Origin of the sequence: Massilia putida, assembly GCF_001941825.1 — a bacterium.
GTDB lineage: Bacteria > Pseudomonadota > Gammaproteobacteria > Burkholderiales > Burkholderiaceae_D > Telluria > Telluria putida.
In genome coordinates, this window is record NZ_CP019038.1 from 4,601,999 (window position 1) to 4,621,414 (window position 19,416).

The 19,416-nt window shown below is 67.8% G+C and carries 18 protein-coding genes; 11 read left to right on the plus strand and 7 right to left on the minus strand.

Features of this window, described 5'->3' with window-relative positions; genetic code table 11:
* Window positions 1-364 precede the first annotated feature (364 nt).
* The 4 genes from BVG12_RS22655 (at window position 365) to BVG12_RS22670 (ending at window position 5,060) form a co-directional block, all read left to right on the plus strand.
* Window positions 365-928 (plus strand): DNA-3-methyladenine glycosylase I, encoded by a 564-nt coding sequence (locus tag BVG12_RS22655; protein ID WP_075794366.1) that lies wholly within the window; start codon window positions 365-367, stop codon window positions 926-928.
* Between the two features lie 4 nt (window positions 929-932).
* Window positions 933-2,591: an FAD-dependent 5-carboxymethylaminomethyl-2-thiouridine(34) oxidoreductase MnmC1 gene (gene mnmC1 / locus BVG12_RS22660; protein ID WP_075794367.1), complete on the plus strand. Its 1,659-nt coding sequence runs from the start codon at window positions 933-935 to the stop codon at window positions 2,589-2,591.
* A 70-nt stretch (window positions 2,592-2,661) separates the two neighbouring features.
* Complete coding sequence (locus BVG12_RS22665) at window positions 2,662-3,384, plus strand: sensor histidine kinase (protein WP_075794368.1); 723 nt, start codon at window positions 2,662-2,664, stop codon at window positions 3,382-3,384.
* The gene (locus BVG12_RS22670; protein ID WP_075794369.1) at window positions 3,381-5,060 is read left to right on the plus strand and encodes a tetratricopeptide repeat-containing response regulator; all 1,680 of its coding nucleotides are present in this window, start codon (window positions 3,381-3,383) and stop codon (window positions 5,058-5,060) included. The genes BVG12_RS22665 and BVG12_RS22670 overlap by 4 nt, the downstream gene beginning before the upstream one ends.
* On the opposite strand, the gene BVG12_RS22675 is transcribed toward BVG12_RS22670, so the two are convergent.
* Window positions 5,061-5,816, minus strand: a complete 756-nt coding sequence (locus BVG12_RS22675; protein WP_075794370.1) for a PhaM family polyhydroxyalkanoate granule multifunctional regulatory protein — start codon at window positions 5,814-5,816, stop codon at window positions 5,061-5,063.
* Between the two features lie 111 nt (window positions 5,817-5,927).
* Here BVG12_RS22675 and BVG12_RS22680 point away from each other — a divergent pair, with 111 nt between their 5' ends.
* Both BVG12_RS22680 and BVG12_RS22685 read left to right on the plus strand, forming a co-directional pair.
* Entirely contained in the window at window positions 5,928-7,106 is a 1,179-nt protein-coding gene (locus tag BVG12_RS22680; RefSeq protein ID WP_075794371.1) for a DUF3108 domain-containing protein, read from the plus strand.
* 3 nt (window positions 7,107-7,109) lie between these two features.
* On the plus strand, window positions 7,110-7,877 hold the full coding sequence (locus tag BVG12_RS22685) for a DUF3108 domain-containing protein (RefSeq protein ID WP_075794372.1): 768 nt from the start codon (window positions 7,110-7,112) through the stop codon (window positions 7,875-7,877).
* On the opposite strand, the gene BVG12_RS22690 is transcribed toward BVG12_RS22685, so the two are convergent.
* On the minus strand, window positions 7,867-8,505 hold the full coding sequence (locus BVG12_RS22690; RefSeq protein WP_075794373.1) for a pyridoxamine 5'-phosphate oxidase family protein: 639 nt from the start codon (window positions 8,503-8,505) through the stop codon (window positions 7,867-7,869). The genes BVG12_RS22685 and BVG12_RS22690 overlap by 11 nt on opposite strands.
* A gap of 89 nt (window positions 8,506-8,594) precedes the next feature.
* On the opposite strand from BVG12_RS22690, the gene pdxR reads away from it, so the two are divergent.
* Window positions 8,595-10,037, plus strand: a complete 1,443-nt coding sequence (gene pdxR / locus BVG12_RS22695; protein ID WP_075794374.1) for a MocR-like pyridoxine biosynthesis transcription factor PdxR — start codon at window positions 8,595-8,597, stop codon at window positions 10,035-10,037.
* A 99-nt stretch (window positions 10,038-10,136) separates the two neighbouring features.
* On the opposite strand, the gene BVG12_RS22700 is transcribed toward pdxR, so the two are convergent.
* On the minus strand, window positions 10,137-10,568 hold the full coding sequence (locus BVG12_RS22700; protein WP_075794375.1) for a hypothetical protein: 432 nt from the start codon (window positions 10,566-10,568) through the stop codon (window positions 10,137-10,139).
* Window positions 10,569-10,819: 251 nt separating this feature from the next.
* On the opposite strand from BVG12_RS22700, the gene BVG12_RS22705 reads away from it, so the two are divergent.
* The 3 genes from BVG12_RS22705 to BVG12_RS22715 are packed head-to-tail and all read left to right on the plus strand — an operon-like array spanning window position 10,820 to window position 15,764.
* Window positions 10,820-12,205, plus strand: a complete 1,386-nt coding sequence (locus BVG12_RS22705) for a hypothetical protein (protein ID WP_075794376.1) — start codon at window positions 10,820-10,822, stop codon at window positions 12,203-12,205.
* Window positions 12,198-12,926, plus strand: coding sequence for a hypothetical protein (locus BVG12_RS22710; RefSeq protein WP_075794377.1), 729 nt, complete (start codon window positions 12,198-12,200; stop codon window positions 12,924-12,926). The genes BVG12_RS22705 and BVG12_RS22710 overlap by 8 nt, the downstream gene beginning before the upstream one ends.
* A gap of 9 nt (window positions 12,927-12,935) precedes the next feature.
* Window positions 12,936-15,764 (plus strand): ATP-binding protein, encoded by a 2,829-nt coding sequence (locus BVG12_RS22715; protein ID WP_075794378.1) that lies wholly within the window; start codon window positions 12,936-12,938, stop codon window positions 15,762-15,764.
* A gap of 80 nt (window positions 15,765-15,844) precedes the next feature.
* On the opposite strand, the gene BVG12_RS22720 is transcribed toward BVG12_RS22715, so the two are convergent.
* The 3 genes from BVG12_RS22720 to BVG12_RS22730 all read right to left on the minus strand — a co-directional run bounded on the left by BVG12_RS22720 (window position 15,845) and on the right by BVG12_RS22730 (window position 18,041).
* Window positions 15,845-16,813 carry a DUF535 family protein gene (locus tag BVG12_RS22720; RefSeq protein WP_075794379.1) on the minus strand — a complete coding sequence of 323 codons (969 nt, stop codon included), beginning with the start codon at window positions 16,811-16,813 and terminating at the stop codon, window positions 15,845-15,847.
* A gap of 180 nt (window positions 16,814-16,993) precedes the next feature.
* Window positions 16,994-17,506: a CcdC protein domain-containing protein gene (locus BVG12_RS22725; protein WP_075794380.1), complete on the minus strand. Its 513-nt coding sequence runs from the start codon at window positions 17,504-17,506 to the stop codon at window positions 16,994-16,996.
* 10 nt (window positions 17,507-17,516) lie between these two features.
* Window positions 17,517-18,041, minus strand: a complete 525-nt coding sequence (locus tag BVG12_RS22730) for a CcdC protein domain-containing protein (protein ID WP_075794381.1) — start codon at window positions 18,039-18,041, stop codon at window positions 17,517-17,519.
* 244 nt (window positions 18,042-18,285) lie between these two features.
* Here BVG12_RS22730 and BVG12_RS22735 point away from each other — a divergent pair, with 244 nt between their 5' ends.
* Window positions 18,286-18,471 (plus strand): hypothetical protein, encoded by a 186-nt coding sequence (locus tag BVG12_RS22735; RefSeq protein WP_075794382.1) that lies wholly within the window; start codon window positions 18,286-18,288, stop codon window positions 18,469-18,471.
* A gap of 2 nt (window positions 18,472-18,473) precedes the next feature.
* Here the strand turns inward: BVG12_RS22735 and BVG12_RS22740 are convergent, their stop codons facing one another.
* The gene (locus BVG12_RS22740) at window positions 18,474-19,376 is read right to left on the minus strand and encodes a LysR family transcriptional regulator (RefSeq protein ID WP_075796510.1); all 903 of its coding nucleotides are present in this window, start codon (window positions 19,374-19,376) and stop codon (window positions 18,474-18,476) included.
* Window positions 19,377-19,416 lie beyond the last annotated feature (40 nt).

Consider the following 19,416-nt stretch of genomic DNA (forward strand, 5'->3'; position numbering starts at 1 on the left):
CGCCGCGACGCGGCGTGCAGGCCGTGACGCCGGCTGTAATGGCGGCTGCCGGACCGATCGCATGCAGCAGCAGGCGCCGCGGCGGGAGCGCCCGGCTTCCCGCCCGCGCCGTCTCGATGCGCAGGCCGGACCGGCCCTCGCGATGGCTGCCCGCCACGAGCGCCGCCACCGTGTCGGCCAGCTTGTCCGCGTCCGCGGGCGCCGGCGATCGGGCGCCTGCGGCCGGACCGGCACACTGGTCGAGCAGCGCCGCGAAATCGCCCCGCCTCGTTACGCAGAATACGGGCGCGCTTGCGCGAACAGGGCTGGCCGACAACAAAAGCGTGGATGTGGCGCGACGGCGCCGCAGGTTTATACTTGATGTATGAACGACACCCGCTGCACCTGGGCCAACATGGCCAATCCGCGCTACATCGCCTATCACGACCACGAGTGGGGCGTACCGTGCCATGATGAGACGACGCTGTTCGAAATGCTCAACCTTGAAGGCGCGCAGGCCGGCCTGTCGTGGGAAACGATCCTGAACAAGCGCGACAACTACCGCATCGCCTTCGACGGCTGGGACGCGGAAAAAATCGCGCGCTACGACGACGCCAAGGTGGCCGGTCTGCTGGCCGATCCGGGCATCGTGCGCAACCGGCTGAAGGTCGCGGCCGCCATCAACAATGCGAAGGCCTACCTGCGCCTGCGCGAGCAGGGGCTGACGCTGGACGATTACCTGTGGGCCTTCGTCGACGGCGCGCCCATCGTGAACGACTGGCCGGATGGCGCACGGCCGGCCCGGACCGACCTGTCCGACCGCATCTCGAAAGAGTTGTCCAGACGCGGCTTCAAATTCGTCGGCTCGACCATCGTGTATGCCTATATGCAGGGCATCGGCATGGTGGACGACCACGACCGCGCCTGCCTGTGCCGCCGCCGGAGGTGATGTCATGGATTATCGCGAAGCGTGGCACAACCGGGCCCGCTTTACCGTCTTCGATTCGCACTATGGCGACGGCGCCGCGATCCGCGTCCTGACCGACGTCTGGCGCACCGATCCGCAACGCTCGCCCAACCTGCACGTGATCGCGTTGTGCGACCACCTGCTGCCGGGCTTTCACCGCATGCCGCAGGCGGAGCCGGGCGTGACGCTGGACCTGATCAGCGCACCGCTCGAGGATGCGCTCGCCCAGCTGACGGCGCGCGTCGACATGTTCCGCCTGCACGACATCGGACACGCCGGCACCGGCTTCGCGCGCCACGTCGCGCGCGTGGCGGCGCAGAACGCCTGCCTGCTCGCGCAAGGGCTGACCCCGGACCAGGTCGCCGCGCTGACGGCGCAGGGTTTCGAGTTCGACGCCGACGGCCGCCACGCGCGCTTCGCCAGCCGCAAGCCGCGCCCGCCGGCACCGCCGACGCCCGAGCGGCGCGTGATCGTGCTCGGCGCCGGCATCGCCGGTTCCGCCGCGGCCGAGCGCCTGTGCGCGCGCGGCTGGCAGGTGACCGTCGTCGACCGCCAGCCGCAGCCCGCGATGGAAGCGTCGGGCAACCGCGCCGGCATCTTCATGCCGCTGCTGTCGAAGGACGACAACGTGCCCACGCGCCTGACGCGCGCCGCTTACCTGTACGCGCTGCGCCACTGGGAACGGCTGGGCGGCATCGGCCGCGCCATCGAGGGCGATACCTGCGGCGTGCTGCAGCTGGCGCGCGACCCCGATCACGCGGACGTGCAGCGCGCCATCGCGGCCGACAAGTCGCTCCCTCCCGATTTCGCCGAATGGCTCGAACGGCCGCAGGCGGAAGCGCTGCTCGGCCTGCCGGCGCCGGACGGCGGCTGGCTGTTCCGCGGCGGCGGCTGGGCGCGCCCCGGCAGCGTGTGCGAGGCGATGCTGGCCGCGTGCGGCGGACGCCTGGAGCGGCGCTTCGGCGTGGGCGACGTACGCATCGAACGCGACGGCGATCGCTGGCGCCTGAAGGACGCGCAGGGCGCCACGGTGGCGTGCGCGCCGAACCTGGTCCTGGCCAACGGCGCCGGCGCCGCGCAGGTCCCGCAAGCCGCGCAACTGCCGTTGACGATGCTGCGCGGGCAGGTCTCGCACGTGCCGGCCCACATGGTGCCGAAGCTGCCCGTCGTGCTGTGCCGCGAAGCCTATCTGACGCCCCCGATCGGCGGTGTGTGCAGCGCGGGCGCGACCTACGACGCCGATCCGGATCCGGCGCTGTCGCCCGAGAGCCACGCGGAAAACATCGAGCGCCTGCGCGGCCTGCTGTCCGACCCGGACGCCGCGAAGGATGCGCCGCTGGAAGGAAGAGTCGGTTTCCGCTGCGTCGCGCCCGACCGCTTGCCGCTCGTCGGCCGCCTGCCCGATTTCGATGCCGCCGGCACCACCGAGCGCCTGCGCGACGTACCGCGCCATCCCGGCCTGTACGGGTTGCTCGGCTATGCGTCGCGGGGCCTGATCTGGGCCGGTCTGTCGGCCGAATTGCTGGCCGCGCAGATCGAAGGCGAGCCGCTGCCGCTCGAATCCAGCTTGGTCGACGCCCTCGATCCGGCCCGCTTCGTGTTGCGCGCGCGCCGCGCGCCGCGGGGTCCGCAGCCTGAAAATTGATTTCTTTCGGGAAACTGAAAGTTTCAAAGGTATAATGTGTGTGGAGCAACATTTCACACACAAACCGGACATGGACGACACCCCCGACGCGCCAGAGCTGTCCCTGTTTCTCGCCTCGACCGCGCACGATATGAAGAATTCGATCAGTGTCCTGTCCGGGACGCTGGAGCGGCTGCTGGTCGCGCATTCCGCGCAGACGGACCCCGAGTACACGCAGATGGCGCACATGCTGTACCAGACCAAGCGCTTGAACGACAACCTGATGCAGCTGCTCGCGCTGTACAAGCAGGTGGGCACGCCCGCGTATCCGTTCGACGTGCAGCCGCTCGAACTGGGGCAGCTGGTCGACCAGGTGGTGGCGGCGGAACGCGTGCTGCTGAAATCGCGCGGCCTGAAGCTGGAGCTGGACTACGATCCGGAGCTCGTCTGGCACTTCGACGAAGACCTGATCGCGGGCGTGCTCTCGCATGCGATCAACAACGCCATCCACTACACGTGCGACACCGTGCGCCTGGCGATCCACGTAACCGTTGATGGCTGGCTCGAATTGCGCGTGGAAGACAACGGCCCCGGTTATCCGCCCGCGCTGCTGAAGGCCGGTGCCGGCGCCACGCGCGACAAGGATGGGGCAACAGCCGGCGGCATCAACTTCCTGACCAACAGCACGGGCCTGGGCCTGTATTTTTCGAGCGAAGTCGCGAAGATGCACCGCCACCGCGAGCGGCGCGGCACGCTGCGTCTCGAGAACGGCGGCCGCTACGGAGGCGGCTGCTTCATCCTGTGCCTGCCATGAACGCGCCCGCGAATGCATCGGTCAAGGCGGTGGGCGAGATCGACTGGGCCGACAAGAACTACCTGATCGTCGACGACTTCGTCGGCGTGCGCCAGCTGCTGCGCGAGAGCCTGCGCAGCCTGGGCGCGAAGAACATCGACCAGGCGTCGTCCGGCGGCGAGGCGATGGGCCTGTTGGCGCGCATCCGCTACGACGTCGTCCTGTGCGACTACAACCTGGGCGACGGCAAGAACGGCCAGCAGGTGCTGGAGGAAGCGCGCGTGCGCAACCTCGTCAATCCGAGCACCGTGTGGCTGATGGTGTCGGCCGAAAAGAGCGTGGAATCCGTGATGGGCGCGGCCGAGCACCAGCCGGACGCGTACCTGATCAAGCCGATCACGGAAGGCGTGTTGCTCTCGCGGCTGAACCGCGTGTGGCACAAGAAGCAGATCTTCCGCCTCATCGACCAGGCCTATGCCGAGAAGGATTATCTGCGCGCGGCCCGGCTGTGCGACGCGGCCATCGAGGCGCACAAGGCGCACGAGATCGACCTGCTGCGCATGAAGGCCAAGCTGATGGAGAGAAGCGGCGAGCCGGTCCGCGCGCGCGAGGTGTACGAGCGCGTGCTGGAGCAGCGCGAGTACCAGTGGGCGCGCGCCGGCATCGCCAAGATCCGCCTGGCCAACGGCGAGTTCGAACAGGCGCGCCAGGCCTTCCAGAGCGTGATCGCGGAAAACCGCTACTACATCGACGCCTACGACCAGCTCGCGCTGGCCTACCAGAACCTGGGGAAGCTGGAAGAGTCGTGCGCGATTCTCGAACGGGCCGCCAAGCTGTCGCCGAACTCCGTGCCGCGCCAGCGCAATCTCGGCAACGTGGCGCTCAAGGTGGGCAATGTGCAGATGGCCGAGAAGGCCTTCCGCAAGTGCATCGCGATCGGCGAGTATTCGATCATGAAGACGCCCGACGCCTACCTGGGTCTTGCGCGCGTGTGCGGCCTGAAGAACGATCCCAAAGAGGCGCTGCAGCTGCTGCTGCAGGTCCAGCGCGAATTCGCGGCCGATTTTCCGGACATCGCCCTGCGTTCCAAGATCACGGAGGGCCTCGTCTACCACGAGAGCGGCGACTACCGGCGCGCGCGCAAGGCCGGCGACGAGCTGGAAGCGTTATTGACTGCGACGGAAGACCGCCCCGACATCCCGACGTGCCTGGAGCTGGCGACCTTGCTGTTCGCCGTGGGCGTGAAGGATGCGCCCACCGAACTGCTGTGCTACGTGATCCGCAACAACCACGACAACCCGCTGCTGCTGGACGAGGTGCAGAAAATCTTCGACAAGGCGCGCCTCGGCGACGAGGGCCAGGAGTTCATCCGCGCGTCGAAGAAGGAAGCGACCGACCTGATGAACCAGGGCGTGCTGCTGTGGAAGACGGGCAAACTGAAGGACGCGGTCGAGTGGATGCGGGAGGCACGCAAGAAGGTGCCGAACAACCAGCGTATCCTGTTCAACGCGGCGCAGATCCTCGTCTCGCACCTGCAGCAGCACGGCTACGATGCGTCCCTGTCGGCCGAAGCGTACGACGTGCTGCACCACGTCGACCGGCTGCTGCCGGGGCAGCAGCGGTTCGCGCAGCTGATGGAGCAGCTGGCGCAGTTGCAGCCGATGGCCGACAGCGGGACGATCGCCGAGGTGGTGTAATCAGGGTTTGTCGGTTTTTGTGCGGCTCGTGCGCGTCTTGCCGTTGTTGACCGCGTCGCCGCCATTCGTTGCCGCCGGTTTGGCCTTCGGCATCTCTTTGGGCGCCTCCGCTTTCGGCGCATCACGCGCGCCATCCGCCGCCGGCACGGCCGCGGCCGCCGCTGGCGCCATCGCGCTGGCGACTGCTTGCGTAAATTGTTCCTGCAACATATTCCACCACGCGACGGCGGCCGGCATCGCCATCGCCGCCGCGTTACCTAGCGCGTCCGGTGCGCCGGACGGCAGCGGCGTGGCCGCGCCCGGCTGTGCCGTGCCGCCGCCCGCCGCCGCCGCGGGCGGCGCGGGCTGTGGCGTCGGCGCGCCCGGCTTGGCGGCCGGTGCCTTCGCGCCGGCGCTGCCGCCCTGGGCCTGCGCGCCGAAGAACGGCGCGAACGGGTTGTTGGCCATCTTTTCCGCGCTGACGCCGGACTGGCGCATCGCTTCGGCCATCGAGGCGCCCATCGACTTCAACGTCGCGAGCGTGCCGCGCTGCACTTCGAGGGCCTGGATGGTCCCGCGCAGCATCGTGAGATTCAGATTCAGCCAGGACTCGACCGCCTTGAGGTCGGCGATGCGTTTGTCCAGGTCATCGGTCGACATCGGCGGCGTGGCCATGCCGGGCAGGCCTGTGCCTGGGATATGCATGGATCCCCATAGGTTCTTGACGAAGTCCAGCGTGTCCGTCATGCCAGGCATGGGGGCGGAGGGTTTCAGCATGGTGGTCTCCTGAATTGGTCGCCGCTAGCGTAACAGATAAATAAGAGCGGATATAGATGCGGATGCAGGGAATGGCACGCGTGCGCCGGGCGGACCGGCTACACTAGGCGGATGAGGTCCGCTTATGCCAAGAACCACGGCCGCAGCCGGCAACTGGTGCTGGGCGCGCTCACGATCCTGTTGCACGTGCTCGTGTTCGTCTGGTTCGCCGGTCAGGTGGGCCGCGTGCCCGACCGTTCCGTGCGCATGGCGCGCCCGTCCATGACGGCCGAGCTGGTCGAGGCACCCAATCCCCGTCCGCTGCCGCCCGTGCCGCCGCCGCAGCCCGTGCTTCAACCGCCGCCCGTGCCCGCGGTGCCGCCTGCGCCCGTGGTCTCCGCCGCGCCGCCGCCGGGCCCGGATGACGCTGCGCCGGCACCGGGGACGCCCGACGGAACGGCAACCGGCGCGACACAAGCACTGACGCCGCAATCGGACGGTATCGCCGCCGATGACGCCGCCGGACGTCAAACGGGGCAGGATGGCGCCGCCGCCGGCGCGCTCGCCGTACAATCGCCGAAACAGGGCACGGATGCGCCAGCGGCACCGCCCCCGGCCGCGCCGGAAGCGCGCCGTTACAAGGTCGACATGCCGCCGTCGGCCGACATCACGCTCGACGTCGCGCGCACCGACGCGAACGGTACGAAGTGGAGCGGCGATGCGCTGCTGTCGTGGCGGGTGACGCCGTCCGGCTACCGCGTGAAGGTCGAGGCGGGCATCCGCGTGGTGTTCGCGCACGTGAACCTGCTCACCCTCACCAGCGAGGGCACGGTGGGCGACGAAGGATTCGTCCCCACCTTGATGACGGAAAAGCGGCGCGGGCGCGCCATGACGGCGACGCATTTCAACCGCCAGCAGGGCACGCTGACGTTTTCGGCGTCGGCCGCGACGTATCCGCTGGTGCCGGGCGCGCAAGATAAAGCCAGCGTGCCGCTGCAACTGGCGGCCATCGCGCGCGGCGATCCGAAACAATTGTCGGGAAATATCGACATCCTCGTCGGCGAAGACCGCGACGCAAGCGTTTTTACGTTCACGGTGACTGGGCAGGAACAGATCGACACACCGCTGGGCCGCATCGCCACCTGGCACCTGGTGCGTCCACCGAAGCCCGGCTCGTACAACTCGCGCCTGGAATTGTGGCTGGCGCCGGGCTATGGCTGGTATCCGGTACAGATCCGCAACGTCGAAGCGAGCGGGGCTGTTACGACCCAGACCGTGAACAACATCGTGATCCAACAAGCAGGAAGCTGATATATGAAGAATGTGTTGAAACTGGCAGGCGCGGGGACATTCGCAGTGATGGTCTCCTTGGCGGCGGGCGGCTCGGCGGCCGCGGCGGAAGAGCATCCGGCCATCAAGCGTCCGTTCGACCTGCCGCCGTCGGCCGACCTGACCTATTCCATCGGCGCGCGCCAGCGCGGCTTCAATCTGAGCGGCGAGGCGACGCTCACCTGGCGCATGAACGACAGCAAATACTCGATCAACGCCGAATCGCGCGTGGCGCTGCTGGGCAAGCTGACGGAAAACCGCAGCACGGGCATCGTGGACAACTGGGGCCTCGCGCCCACCGAGTACTACGACAAGCGCTTCCGCAAGGACCCGACGACCGCCACCTTCGACCGCGGCGACAAGACCATCACCTTCAGCGACGGCGACAAGAGCTATCCGATCAAGGGTGGCGAGCAGGACCGCGTGTCGGTGTCGTGGCAGCTGGTGGCGGTCGCCCGCGCCGCGAAGGACAAATTCAAGCCGGGCTCGGAATGGCAATTCTTCGTCGTCGGCCCGCGCGACGCCGACCCGTGGACCTTCCGCGTCGTCGGCCGGGAGAAGGTGCAAGCCGGAGCCTCGCTGGGCGAAGTGGAGGCCGTCCACGTGATGCGCGCGCCGCCGCCGGGATCGAAGGACCAGACCCTGGACATCTGGCTGGCGCCGGGGCACGAGTGGTATCCCGTCAAGCTGCGCTTCACCGACAGCGACCGCGATTACGTCGAGCAGACGCTCGAAAAGATCGTCAAGAAGTAGCCCAGGCCAGCACGTGCTCCGGCGCCGGCACCGCGCACTGCGGGTCCGGCACGGGCGTCCCGCGCGCCTGCGCGAGCGGCAGCACGCCGGCCCAGGCGGCGATGCCCATGTCTTCCTCGTCGTCCGCGGGCGGGCCGCTGCGGACCTTGCACACCGCCTCGGCCAGCGGGATGCGCAGCACGGTCGTCGCCGCGTACTCCTTGTCGTTCCCGGGCCGGACCTGGGCCTGCCGTCCCGGCGCCAGGTGTTCCATGAACGCTTCCAGCGCCTGCCGCTTGGCGGGCTCGCCGACGACCTCGAACCGGCCATAGACCATCGCGCTGCGGTAGTTCATCGTGTGGCTGAAGGCGGAGCGTGCCAGCACGAGGCCGTCCAGATGCACGATCGTCACGCAGCAATCCTGCGCCGTCAGGCACTGCAGCATGCGGCTGCCGTTCGATCCGTGGATGTACAGAGAGTCGCCGCCGCGCCAGCAGGCGGTGGGGATGCAATGCACGCCGTGCGCATCGGCGAACGCGACCTGGCAGATGTAGGCGGCATCGACGATGGCGTGCAACACGGCGGGGTCGTACGACGCTTTGTTCGCGCCGCGCTTGACCTGGGTGCGGGTGGAAGGAGCAGTGTTCATTGGCCTCGAAAGTAGGGTGGAAGCCGCACTATAATGTCCGGGATGGCTCTAGGAACAGATCCAGGAGCACACGATTTCATGGAGCCACGATGGATTACGCGCTGCTGCTGGAGACGTTCGGCCGCGACCACGCCCGTCATGCCTGGCCGCGCCAGCGCCTGCTGCACGAATGCCTGCGCACGGCGATCCGCGACGGCACGCTGGCGGCCGGCACGCGCCTGCTGGCCACGCGCGCGCTCGCGCAGGAACTGGGCATCGCCCGCAACACGGTGCTGTATGCGTACGAGCAGCTGGCTTGCGAAGGGTTCGTGATTCCGGACCGGCGCGGCACGGTGGTTGCCGGCATCGCCCCCGCGCCGCATCGCCGTGCGGCGGACGTGCCGCAGGCCGGCCTCGCGCGCCGTGCGCAGAACCTGCGCATCGTGAACGGCAGCGCCGGCGACGGCCTGCCGTTCACGCCCGGCATGCCGGACCTGCGCGCCTTTCCGCTGGCGCAGTGGCGCCGCCTGCTGGACCGTGCCTGGCGCGGCCTCTCCGCCGCGCAGCTGAACTACGGCGATCCGGCCGGCGAGCCGGCGCTGCGCACGGCCATCGCGGACTACCTGCGCGCGTCGCGCGGCGTCGTGTGCGAACCGGGCCAGGTGTTCATCACGGACGGCACGCAGTCCAGTCTCGACCTGTGCGCGCATGCCTGCGCCGACGCGGGAGACGTCGCCTGGATCGAGCACCCCGGCTACGGCGGCGCGCTGGCCGCGTTCCGCGGCGCGGGTCTCGTTGTTGCAGGCATCGGCATCGACGGCGAGGGGATGGCGCCCACCGTGCACGATTGGGCGACGTGCCGTCCGAAGCTGATCTACACGACGCCGTCGCACCAGTATCCGGTGGGCGCGGTGATGTCGGCGGCGCGGCGCCTGGCGCTGATCGATGGCGCGCGCGCGGCCGGCGCGCTGATCGTCGAGGACGACTACGACAGCGAATTCCGCCACGAAGGCCCGCCGCTGGCGGCCATGCAGGGCCTCGTGCAGGACGCGCCCGTGCTGTACTGCGGCACGTTCAGCAAGACGATGTTCCCGGCGTTGCGGATCGGTTTCCTCGTGGTGCCGGCCGGCCTGGCGCTGCCGCTGGCGGCGATGCGGGCGCAGTCGTCGGCCGCGGGGCGCACGGCGGAACAGCTGGCGCTGGCCGAGTTCCTGCGCAGCGGCGAGTTCGCGCTGCACCTGCGGCGCATGCGCCGGCTGTACCGGCAGCGGAGGGATGCGCTGGTCGATGCGGTCGCGCGGCACCTGGGCGATCGCGTTGTCGTGGAGGGCGCTTCGGCCGGCATGCATCTGGTGTTGCGCTTGCCGGACGATGGTCTTCCTGACGTGGAGATCGCCCGGCGGGCACGCGCGCAGGGCATCGCCGTCAATACGCTGTCGACGCATGCGCTGCCGGGCGGGCCGCCGTGCAGTGGGCTGCTGCTCGGTTATGCCCAGGTGCCGGGCGAGCGGATGGATGACCTCGTGCGGCGCCTGGCGGACGTCGTTCCGTAGGGTAGGCACCCGTGCCCACGCGTGACGTATGCAATGTGGCGGCGTGACGCGTGGCCACGTTTCATTTGAGGCCCCGGCCTCAAATGCCCGCCCTGCAACTTATTGGTCCGGACCCGGATCCTCCGGCTTGTCGTTTTCCCAATGCAAGACCAATTCCTTGGGCGCGTTGCCGACCTTGACGGTCCGTTTAAAGGTCTTGCCTTCGGCCGCCGCGCTGATCCGATAAGTGCCCGGCGGCAGCTTGGCAAAGAACATCGGGCCCGTGTTCGCCAGGCTCAGCAGGTTGGTACCTTTGGCGTCCATGATGTCGAGCTGGACGTCGGACCGGTAGGCGCCGCTCTGCTGGGTGGCGAAGGTCAGCAGCAGGTTGTAGTCGGCGCGCTGGGCTTTCATTGCGCCTTGTTCTTCCTCGCCAATGCCGCCGTTGATGTAGGCGATGCCGTTTTGCTGGTGTGGGGTGGGTGCCGCCGCCAAGGCGGCGGCCGGGGTCAGGCAGGCGGCCAGGACGACGGCCGCAAGTGTGCGTTGCATGGCGTTCCTCCTCGTGATGTGATGATGCAAATATCGCAACGTTCATTATCGCGCTGCCGGGCTGCGAGGGGCGCGCGCCTGACGTTGCAAACTTGGCAAGTCAAGCGCCGTTTCGATTCCGTTGCATATTCGCCAGATGTGAAACCCGTGAGTCCGTTCCGTATTAGTTGCCAAGCCTTAACTGTTATACTGACGCCCCCGCGCCCGTGGCCCAGAAGGCCGCGCGCGACAGCAGACTGGTAAGCCTTACGATGATCGACAACCTGGCAGCAACCGCCGCCGACTCCCAATCCCCAGCGCAAGAAGAGCTTGACCCGCTGCAGACCCACTTCCAGGAGGGCGTGGCGCCGGACGAGATCGAGCAGGTGTATCACCTCAAGCGCGCGCAGCCCATGCTGCAGGCGTTCACGGCGCTGTTCCACGGCTCCCAGGACGGCGTCATCGTGCGCCTTCTGGTCCTGCGCGAACTCGCGTCCGACGCGATGGACTCCGCGTTTTCGCGCGCCGACATCAACACGAAGTTCGCCTACCTGATCCCGGAAAGCCTGGAAACGGTGCTGGGCCGCCTGCGCAGCCATGGCCTGCTCGCGTGGGACAACCCGGCCGCCGTCTACCGCATCACGCCGCTGGCGCGCAATGTGCTGGCCGCGCTCGACACGCTGCTGGCGCTCGGCAAGCCGGAAGAGGACGAGGCCGAGATGGGCTTCCTGCTGTCGCAGGTCGCGGGCGCGCAGGCCGTCGGCGGCGTCACCGTCGACCAGCTGAAGCACCTGCTGGGCCGCCTCGTCGAGCTGCACGAGGAATTCCGCGACGCCATCGCGTCCGGTTCCGAATTCCGCCTGCGCGCGTCGCAGGCGAAGTGGCACATGGCGTGCGACTGGGTCGAGAAGGGCTCCGTGATCCTGCGCGCCATCACGTCGGACGAGCGCGCCGATTCGGCCACGCACCGCGCCGCCCAGGCGATCGGCCGCGCGCAGTCGCAACTGCTGAACATGCAGGGGATGTTCTCGCGCGCGCTGAACCAGATCGAGCGCCAGCGCGTGCACCTGGGCCAGTCCGGCCTGTCGACGACGGACATCAAGCGCTGGCTGCTCGCGCACGACGACCTCGCGAGCCTCGCCGAGGACGCGATCGACCGTCCGGTGGTGCCGCTGTTCGCAACGCCGGCCGAGATGATCGACGTGGCCGAGACGGAACTCATGATGGAACGCGTCGCGCCCACGGCACCGGGCGGCCTGCCGAACGGAGAAGACGCGCCGTTGACCATCAACGACAACCCGGCGATGCAGGCGGAGCTGGACGACTGGATCCAGCGCCTGGCCGATTTCGCCAACGTCGACAACTTCCCCGTCATGGCCGAAGGCGCGCCGCGCAGCGTGCCGATCCAGGAGTCGCTGCTGCCGGCCAGCTTCGCCGTCGCGTCGTACCGCGCCTCGCTGCTGCCGCTGCTGGGCGATCCGGCCGAAGCGAACCTGCAGGGCCCGACCGCCGAACTGGCGCGCCTGCCCGTGCGCTTCGACTCGGCCGACGACATGGTGCCGCTGGACGACCCGCACATCGCGGCGATCTCGCGCGCGACCCTCTCACTGAATCTCGATCTACCGAGTACTCCGGAAAGCAAGACGCAAGATGAATGACGATGCACAAATCCTGATCGCGCGACTGCTCACGCACCAGACCCTGCGCCGCGACGACAAGATGGTCAAGCGCGCGCTGTCGGACGACCAGTTCCGCGCCGAGATCGACAAGCGGCTGCTCGAATGCGGCCTCAAACTCCTCGACAACGTCTACGCCGACCACGTCACCCTGGCCCTGCACCGCAACGTCGAACCGAAGATCTTCGGCGCCAAGGACATCTGGCAGAACAATAATTTCGGCCTCACGCGCGACGGCGTGGCGCTGCTCGTCGTGCTGTGGGCGCAGATCATCCTGCCCAAGCGCCAGCGCCAGGAAACGCACCAGGCGATCGACGTCGACCAGTCCGACATGTTCGACAAGGACAACCCGATCCCGCGCGCCGAGGACACCTCGATCGGCATCTCGTACACGACGCTGCTCGCCGACTTCGGCGACAAGCTGGGCAAGAAGACCCGCATGGACATGAACCTCGGCCTGCTGTCGAAGCTCGGCTTCATCGAGCGCCGCGGCGACGTGATCCTGGAAGGTCCGCTGCTCGACCTGTTGATGGACACCGACGTGCTCAAGGAACGCATCATCAACGGCGCGCTGGCCGACGTGTTCAAGCGCGCACCGCTGGCCGCCGCGCCGCGCCGCCACGTCAGCGAAGCGGCCAACGACGAGCCGCAGCCCGCGCCGGACGTCGCCGCCGACACCGACATCGATACGCCCCAAGCCTAAGAGACCCGCATGTTCCACATCAAATCACTCGAGCTGGTCCACTGGGACTACTGGCAGCGCATCAAGAACATCCCGCTCGACGCCAAGATCATCACCATCGCCGGCCAGAACGGTTCCGGCAAGACGACCTTGCTGGACGCGCTGCGCACGCTGTTCGGCCTCGATTGCTCGATGGGCCGCACGTATAAACACTATGCGCGCCACTCGGGCCAGCAGAGCGCCTGGCTGCGCGCCGTCGTCGACAACAAGCCGTCCGGCCGCCAGCTGTCGAACCGCCCGTTCCGCCATTCCGGCTTCTTCAGCGACGACGAGGTCACGCTGTTCTGCCAGGTGCAGAAGAACGGCGGCGACTGGAAGCGCCAGTACCTGATGCGGCCCGGGAATATCCAGATCGAGGAAGTGACGGAAGCCACCGACTGGCTCGGCGTCGAGAACTACCGCAAGCGCCTCGCGTCGGCCGGTCTGTCGCCCGCGATGTCGAAGGTGCTCGCGCTGGAGCAGGGCGAGACGGATAAGTTGTGCGAATACGCGCCGCGCCAGCTGCTGGACCTCGTGTTCCAGGTGTTCGGCGACAAGGAAGTGCTGGACGCGTACGACGAAGCGAAGCGCCACCAGCGCGACACCGAGTCGGAGCTGAAGCGCTTCGAAGCCGAACTGGAAACGTCGCGCATCAACTTAGAGGGCCTGCGCCTGCGCGTCGCCAACTACCACCAGTGGGAAGACCTGCAAAAGGAACGCCGCGCCCTCGTCGAGGAAGTGCTGCCGAGCCTCGAATACCACGAGGCCCGCGAGAAGGCCGCGAACGTCAGCCGCGCGCTGCGCGAGGCGAAGAAGCCGCTGATGCAGGCCGATAGCCTTCTCTCCGAAAAGCGTAACGCGCTGGCCGCGCAGCAGCGCGCGCTGACGGAAGCGCAGCAGCAGGAAGTCAAGCTCGAACAGGAAGCGAACGAACTGGCGGGCCGCCTGACGCAGGTGAACGCCAAACTCAAGCCGCTGGAAAGCCTGCTCGAGCAAAAGGAACGCCTGAATAAACTGGCGGCGGACGCCGGCGCCGACATCGCGGAAGTGGCGGCCCAGCTGGAAGCGAAAGAGGCGGAACTGGCGAAGAAGAAGGCCGAGCGCGAAGCGCTGGCGACAAAAATCGCCGGCGAACTGGCGACGATCTCCGCGCTGCAGGGCAAGACGACGATGCCCGAGCCGGAAGCCCAGCGCCAGATGCGCCGCGCGCTGCGCGATGCGGGCATCCCGCATGCCATGCTGTCGGACATCGTCGAAGTGACAGACCCGAAATGGCAGGGCGCCGTCGAGGGCGTGCTCGGCGGTTACGCATCCGTCGTGCTGCTGGAGCGCGCGAAGGACGCGCCGGCCGCCTATAAACTCGCGGAGAAGGAGCGCTACCGCCACTTCATCGTGCCGGACTGCGTCGACGCGCCGGTCGTGAAGGACGATACCTTGCTGTCCGTCGTGCGCTTCAGCTCGAAAGCGCCGTCCTGGCTGATCGACCAGCTGGAACGCATCGAGCGCGTCGATTCCGTCGACGCCGGTTTCAAGAGCGACGCCGACGAGTGGATCACGCCGGACGCGTATCACCGCGAACGCCGCGGCGGCCGCTCGCTGTTCGTCGAGCCGTCGCGCTACCGCTTCGGCGCGGCCGGCAAGACGCAGCGCCTGGAAGCCATCCAGAAGGCGCTGCCGTCGCTGGAAGCGCAGGAAGACGGCTTGACCCTCGCGATCAGCAAGCTGGCGGCGGAAGTGTCGGCGCTGCGCGTGCGCATCGCCGGCGTCGACGCGGCGAAGGAATTGTCCGCGCGCCAGGCCGAATTCGAGGAAGCCACGCGCGCGCTGGAACCGCTGAAGGCCGAGCGCCTGCAGGTCGGCGCGCGCCTGGGCGAGCTGCAGGTCTTGATCAAGAACGCGACCGTCACGCGCACGCGCGCCGACACCGTCTGGCAGAACGCCCGCATGGCGCTGTCGGAAGCGGAAGCGGGCATGCGCCTGAACAACCGCCGCGTGATCGAGCAGCGCAGCGAGCATGCGCGCGAGCTCCTGAACCTGCGCCGCAGCTGGCGCCACGTGCCGAAGACCTGGCGCAGCGCGCAGCAGCGCGCGGCGCTCGTCGCGACGCACCAGAACGCGCACCAGGTCAAGCTGCGCATGAATGCCCTCGATGCGTCGCTCGCGCGGCCCGACTGGGAGCAGGACCCGACCGTCATCGACCAGTACGGGCGCCTGAACGACCAGCTGTCCGGGCGCCAGGTCGAGACGGAAGAGCGCCGCTACCAGAACAACCGCGCGATCGAGGCGACGGACAACGCGCGCGGCGCGTACATCGAGCGCCTGCGCTACACGATCAAGACCTATTCCAAGAACATCCGCGAACTGGGCGAGCTGGCGAACATCGATGTCTCGGTCGACCCGGTCCGCCTGGAGAACGACGACGTGCAACTGGCGCAGGCCGGCCTGCACGTGCGCTTCAAATTCGACGGCAAGGGCCAGATCGGCATGAACGACGGCGAGGCGTCCGGCGGCCAGCAGGTGATGAAATCGCTCGTGCTGCTCATCGGCCTGCTGAAGTCGGAAGAGGGCTCCGGCGGCTTCGTGTTCATCGACGAACCGTTCGCCCACCTGGACATCCGCAACATCCAGCTGGTCGGCGAGTTCCTCAAGAACACCGATGCGCAATACCTCATGACGACGCCGCTGACGCACAACACGGACGTCTACGATCCTTCGGACCTCACGCTCATCACGAGCAAGAAGAAGAAGGACATGCAGTGGGCGCAGCCGATCTTCGTGCTGCAGCGCCGGCGCGACGGGGACGACGAGAAGGCGGCCTGACCCTGACTCCCGCGAGGTCTGCGGCGGCCGGCGTGCAGGTGTGCGCCGGCCGTTTTGTTTGTGCGGCCGCGACACGCGGTTCACGGCGGCGCGGTTGCGTCCGCCGCGGTGCGCGGTTGCGGTGCCGTTACGTGACGGCGCAGCACCGCGCGTGCCGATTCGCCGATGACGCGCCAATGCTCGCGCCGCAACGTCGCGCGCTTGCGGTGCTTGGACGGGATGTCGGCCAGCGGTTTCATATAGAAGGGCAGCGCGATATGCCAGGCGCGGCCGGGAAGTTCGTCGCCGCCGAGGATGCGCCAGAAGCCGTCGTAGGCGTTGGCGAAATGCTTTTCGGCGGAAGCATCGTAGGCGCAGTGCCAGGCCGACTTGACGGCCATCACCTGGTCCATGCCGAGCGCCTGCGCGATGCCCTGCAGGGCGGCAAAGCAGAAGAAGCCGGGCGTCGTGACGAGGGGCGAGTTGTGCGGGAAGGCGCGCCTGAAGGCGTCGACGGCATCGTGCGCGCCGGTGCGCGGCCCCTGGTTGCGGGCGATGAAGGGCAGCATGCCGGGCCCGCCCAGCTCGGCGGTGCCGGCGAAGCGCTCGTCGACCCAGCTGAACGACAGGCGGTGCACGCACTTGCCGTCGGCCAGCAGCGACAAGGTCAGGTCGCCTTCCGCGTTCAGCCGCTGCGCCATGCCGAGCCTGACCTCGACCTGGCCGCCGTCCCCGTCGCGCCGCCACAGCACGAGTCCGCCGTCGCGGTAGACGGCGTGTTTATAGGCGGCGTCGAAGGTGGCGTCCTCGAAGCGGTAATGCGTGAGGACGCAGCGCACGCGCTGGCGCAACGACAGTCCCTTGGCAAGATAGTTCCGGTGGCTCAGGTGGTGAAACACGTCGTCGTGGACTTGCGTCACGTAGTTGCGGTAGACGTCCATGGCCAGCAATTCCAGATGGGCGCGGCGGAACAGCAGGACCCGCAGGCTGCGTGCGATGCAGGCGGCCCAGGAGGCGAACGGGTAATGACGCCGGGCGATCCAGTGCCGGGTCAGGTGGGCGAGAACCATATGTGCTCCAGATAAGTGACTGGAGCCATGAAAGGATGTCAATACGACGCGCGGCCCCCGGCGGCCATTCTCCGCAGGGTTATGCATCATGTATTGGAGTGCGACAAACGGCTGGGCTGATCAGATGTGGATCAAGAGGTGCCGATGCCGGTCGCACGTGGCGCGCGTCCGGCGGACGAATCACATGTCGCCGATGTCCTTGCGCATGCGCTGGCGCCAGCGCATCAGGCCCAGCGAGAACGTGGCGAAATAGGCGGCCGTCATGCCCAGGCACAGCATGGTGACGGGGCTGTCCGAGAAGCGCGGGTTGGGCTGGTTGCTGCCCTGGTTCATGTAGATCTCGATGCCGAGGTAGATCACGCGCGCCACCAGCAGCATGGCGATGAGGATGCCCATGCGCGACGGCGGCGTGAAGAAATAGCCTTCGGGCGTGTCTTCGAAACGGGTGCGGCGCAGGCCGTAGTTGCCGAGGGCAATGCCGGCGATGGCGCCGGCGGCAAGCGCGGCTAGCTGGAACGGACGGTCGACGACTTCCGTGCCGGGCACGACGACCAGCGCGGCGAACACGATCAGGCCCGTGTAGTGGCGCGACACGATCGAGCGCTGGCGCGTCATCTGGTTCTTGATGCGCGAATAGATGCGCCAGACGAGCAGGGGGACGAGGGCGATGAGGGCGAGGGTGGTAAGACTCATGCGGTACAGGTCAGGGGTTCGTTACGGCGGGGTTCGTTACGGCCGGCGCGGTGCGCTTGCGCCAGGAGAGCAGGCCGAACGCATAGCTCATGTAATAGCCGGCCAGCACGCCGAAGATGACGAGGGTCAGCGGGCTCGACACGAACTCGTGGTGGGCGAACGAGCCCAGCGCGTAGAACTCGTAGGCGCGCCAGGCCATGCGGCCCATGAACAGCAGAGCCACCACGAGGCCGATCGGTGCGTTCGGGGTGAAGAAAAAGTCGGCGCCGACCTGTTCGAAGCGCGTCTTGCCGATCGCGATCCGGCCCAGCACGGCACCGACGGGCAGCCCGGCCGCGAGGCCCGCGAGGGCGAACGGATTCGTCTTGATGCTGACGACGGCCAGGATCACGAGCAGCAGCGGGAAGAACACGAGGGTCGTGCGGTGACGCCACGTCTTCGACCGCTGGCGGGTCGTCAGGCGTTTGATGCGGCTGTACATGCGCCACAGCACGAGCGGCGTGAGAACGGCGGCAACGACGGGAGTCGGCAACATGAGATTCCTCGGTTTTCTTTCTGTCGAATCCGCCATTGTAATCCAGGGGACCTCGAAAAACCGTCGCGAGCGGTAGCAGATTTGGCCGAGAAGCGCAGGTGTACGAGTAGTACACCGAGCATCACAGGGCTCGGCGCCCCCGCCAAATCTGCAACGCGCAGCAGGTTTTTGACGTTCCCTCCAGGCGCGCGTCGGCAAACCGCTGCCCATGGTAATGTTTTGGCATGTTCCGCAGGAGCCTCCCATGATTCAAGACCTGATCGCGACGCGGCGTACGGTCCGGCACGAAGCCCACCGTGCTCCCGATCCCGTACCCGTCGAAGAACCGCCAGCCGACCCGTTCGAGAATGCCGATCCGCACCAGCCGCCGATCCGCACGCCGCAGAACGACGAGCCGCCCATCGACCCGAATCCGAGCGTCGTGCACTGACGCTAGGCCAGCAAGGCCGCGTGTTCCTGCAGCAGGGCGGCCAGCAAGTCCGCCATCAGCGTGACGCGCGGCGAGCGGCGCACGTCCGGGTGCACCGCGAGCCACAGCGGGCGGCTCAGCACCTGGCCGTATTCCGGATGCAGCACCAGCGCCGGATCGCCGCGGCCGAGAAAGTGCGGCAGCACGGCGACGCCCAGTCCGGCGCGGCACGCGGCCAGCATGGCGGCCGCGTCGTTGGTCCAGAAGGCATACGGGCGCCCGGCCGCGAATTTCGCCAGCCATTGTTGCTGGGGCGTTTCCTTCATCGATTCGCCATAGCCGATGAATTCCCATTCCTGTGCAGGGCGCTCGAACCAGCCGGGCGCCGCATACAAGCCGTAGCCGGTCTGCGCCAGCGGCCGGGCCGCGAGGCCGCCCTGGCTTGGCCGCGCCATGCGCAGCGCGAGGTCGGCCTCGTTCCGGTACAGGTCGGCTTGGCGGACTTCGCCGATGATTTCCAGCGCGATCGCGGGCCAGCGCGCGCGCAATGCGCCCAGGCGCGGCACGAGGAAGGCGCTGGCGAAGACCGGCGGCGCCGACAGCCGCACGATGCCCCGCAAGGTGGCGGCACCCGTGCCGGCGCGGGCAAACGCGAGCGCCTCGTCTTCGACGCGACGTGCCTGGGCCAGCAATTCCTCGCCTTCCGCGGTCAGCACCCAGTTTTTCGGCAGACGGTCGAACAGGCGCACGCCCAGGCGCGCCTCGAGCATGCCGATGCGTCGCGCGACGGTCGAATGTTCGACCTGCAGCATGCGCGCCGTCCCGCTCAGCGTGCCCTGGCGCGCCAGCTCGACAAAATATCGGATGTCGTCCCAGTCGAGGGTGCCTGGCTCGGATTGTTCGGATTGACCTCTGGATTTTTGCACGGTCACTGACGATTTTTAGGGATTTCGGACGATTTTTGAT

Bases quoted from the DNA above. Each gene is read 5' to 3' on its own strand.
- BVG12_RS22655 (WP_075794366.1), top strand. From the start codon at position 365: ATGAACGACACCCGCTGCACCTGGGCCAACATGGCCAATCCGCGCTAC.
- mnmC1 (WP_075794367.1), top strand. From the start codon at position 933: ATGGATTATCGCGAAGCGTGGCACAACCGGGCCCGCTTTACCGTCTTC.
- BVG12_RS22665 (WP_075794368.1), top strand. From the start codon at position 2,662: ATGGACGACACCCCCGACGCGCCAGAGCTGTCCCTGTTTCTCGCCTCG.
- BVG12_RS22670 (WP_075794369.1), top strand. From the start codon at position 3,381: ATGAACGCGCCCGCGAATGCATCGGTCAAGGCGGTGGGCGAGATCGAC.
- BVG12_RS22675 (WP_075794370.1), bottom strand. From the start codon at position 5,816: ATGCTGAAACCCTCCGCCCCCATGCCTGGCATGACGGACACGCTGGAC.
- BVG12_RS22680 (WP_075794371.1), top strand. From the start codon at position 5,928: ATGAGGTCCGCTTATGCCAAGAACCACGGCCGCAGCCGGCAACTGGTG.
- BVG12_RS22685 (WP_075794372.1), top strand. From the start codon at position 7,110: ATGAAGAATGTGTTGAAACTGGCAGGCGCGGGGACATTCGCAGTGATG.
- BVG12_RS22690 (WP_075794373.1), bottom strand. From the start codon at position 8,505: ATGAACACTGCTCCTTCCACCCGCACCCAGGTCAAGCGCGGCGCGAAC.
- pdxR (WP_075794374.1), top strand. From the start codon at position 8,595: ATGGATTACGCGCTGCTGCTGGAGACGTTCGGCCGCGACCACGCCCGT.
- BVG12_RS22700 (WP_075794375.1), bottom strand. From the start codon at position 10,568: ATGCAACGCACACTTGCGGCCGTCGTCCTGGCCGCCTGCCTGACCCCG.
- BVG12_RS22705 (WP_075794376.1), top strand. From the start codon at position 10,820: ATGATCGACAACCTGGCAGCAACCGCCGCCGACTCCCAATCCCCAGCG.
- BVG12_RS22710 (WP_075794377.1), top strand. From the start codon at position 12,198: ATGAATGACGATGCACAAATCCTGATCGCGCGACTGCTCACGCACCAG.
- BVG12_RS22715 (WP_075794378.1), top strand. From the start codon at position 12,936: ATGTTCCACATCAAATCACTCGAGCTGGTCCACTGGGACTACTGGCAG.
- BVG12_RS22720 (WP_075794379.1), bottom strand. From the start codon at position 16,813: ATGGTTCTCGCCCACCTGACCCGGCACTGGATCGCCCGGCGTCATTAC.
- BVG12_RS22725 (WP_075794380.1), bottom strand. From the start codon at position 17,506: ATGAGTCTTACCACCCTCGCCCTCATCGCCCTCGTCCCCCTGCTCGTC.
- BVG12_RS22730 (WP_075794381.1), bottom strand. From the start codon at position 18,041: ATGTTGCCGACTCCCGTCGTTGCCGCCGTTCTCACGCCGCTCGTGCTG.
- BVG12_RS22735 (WP_075794382.1), top strand. From the start codon at position 18,286: ATGATTCAAGACCTGATCGCGACGCGGCGTACGGTCCGGCACGAAGCC.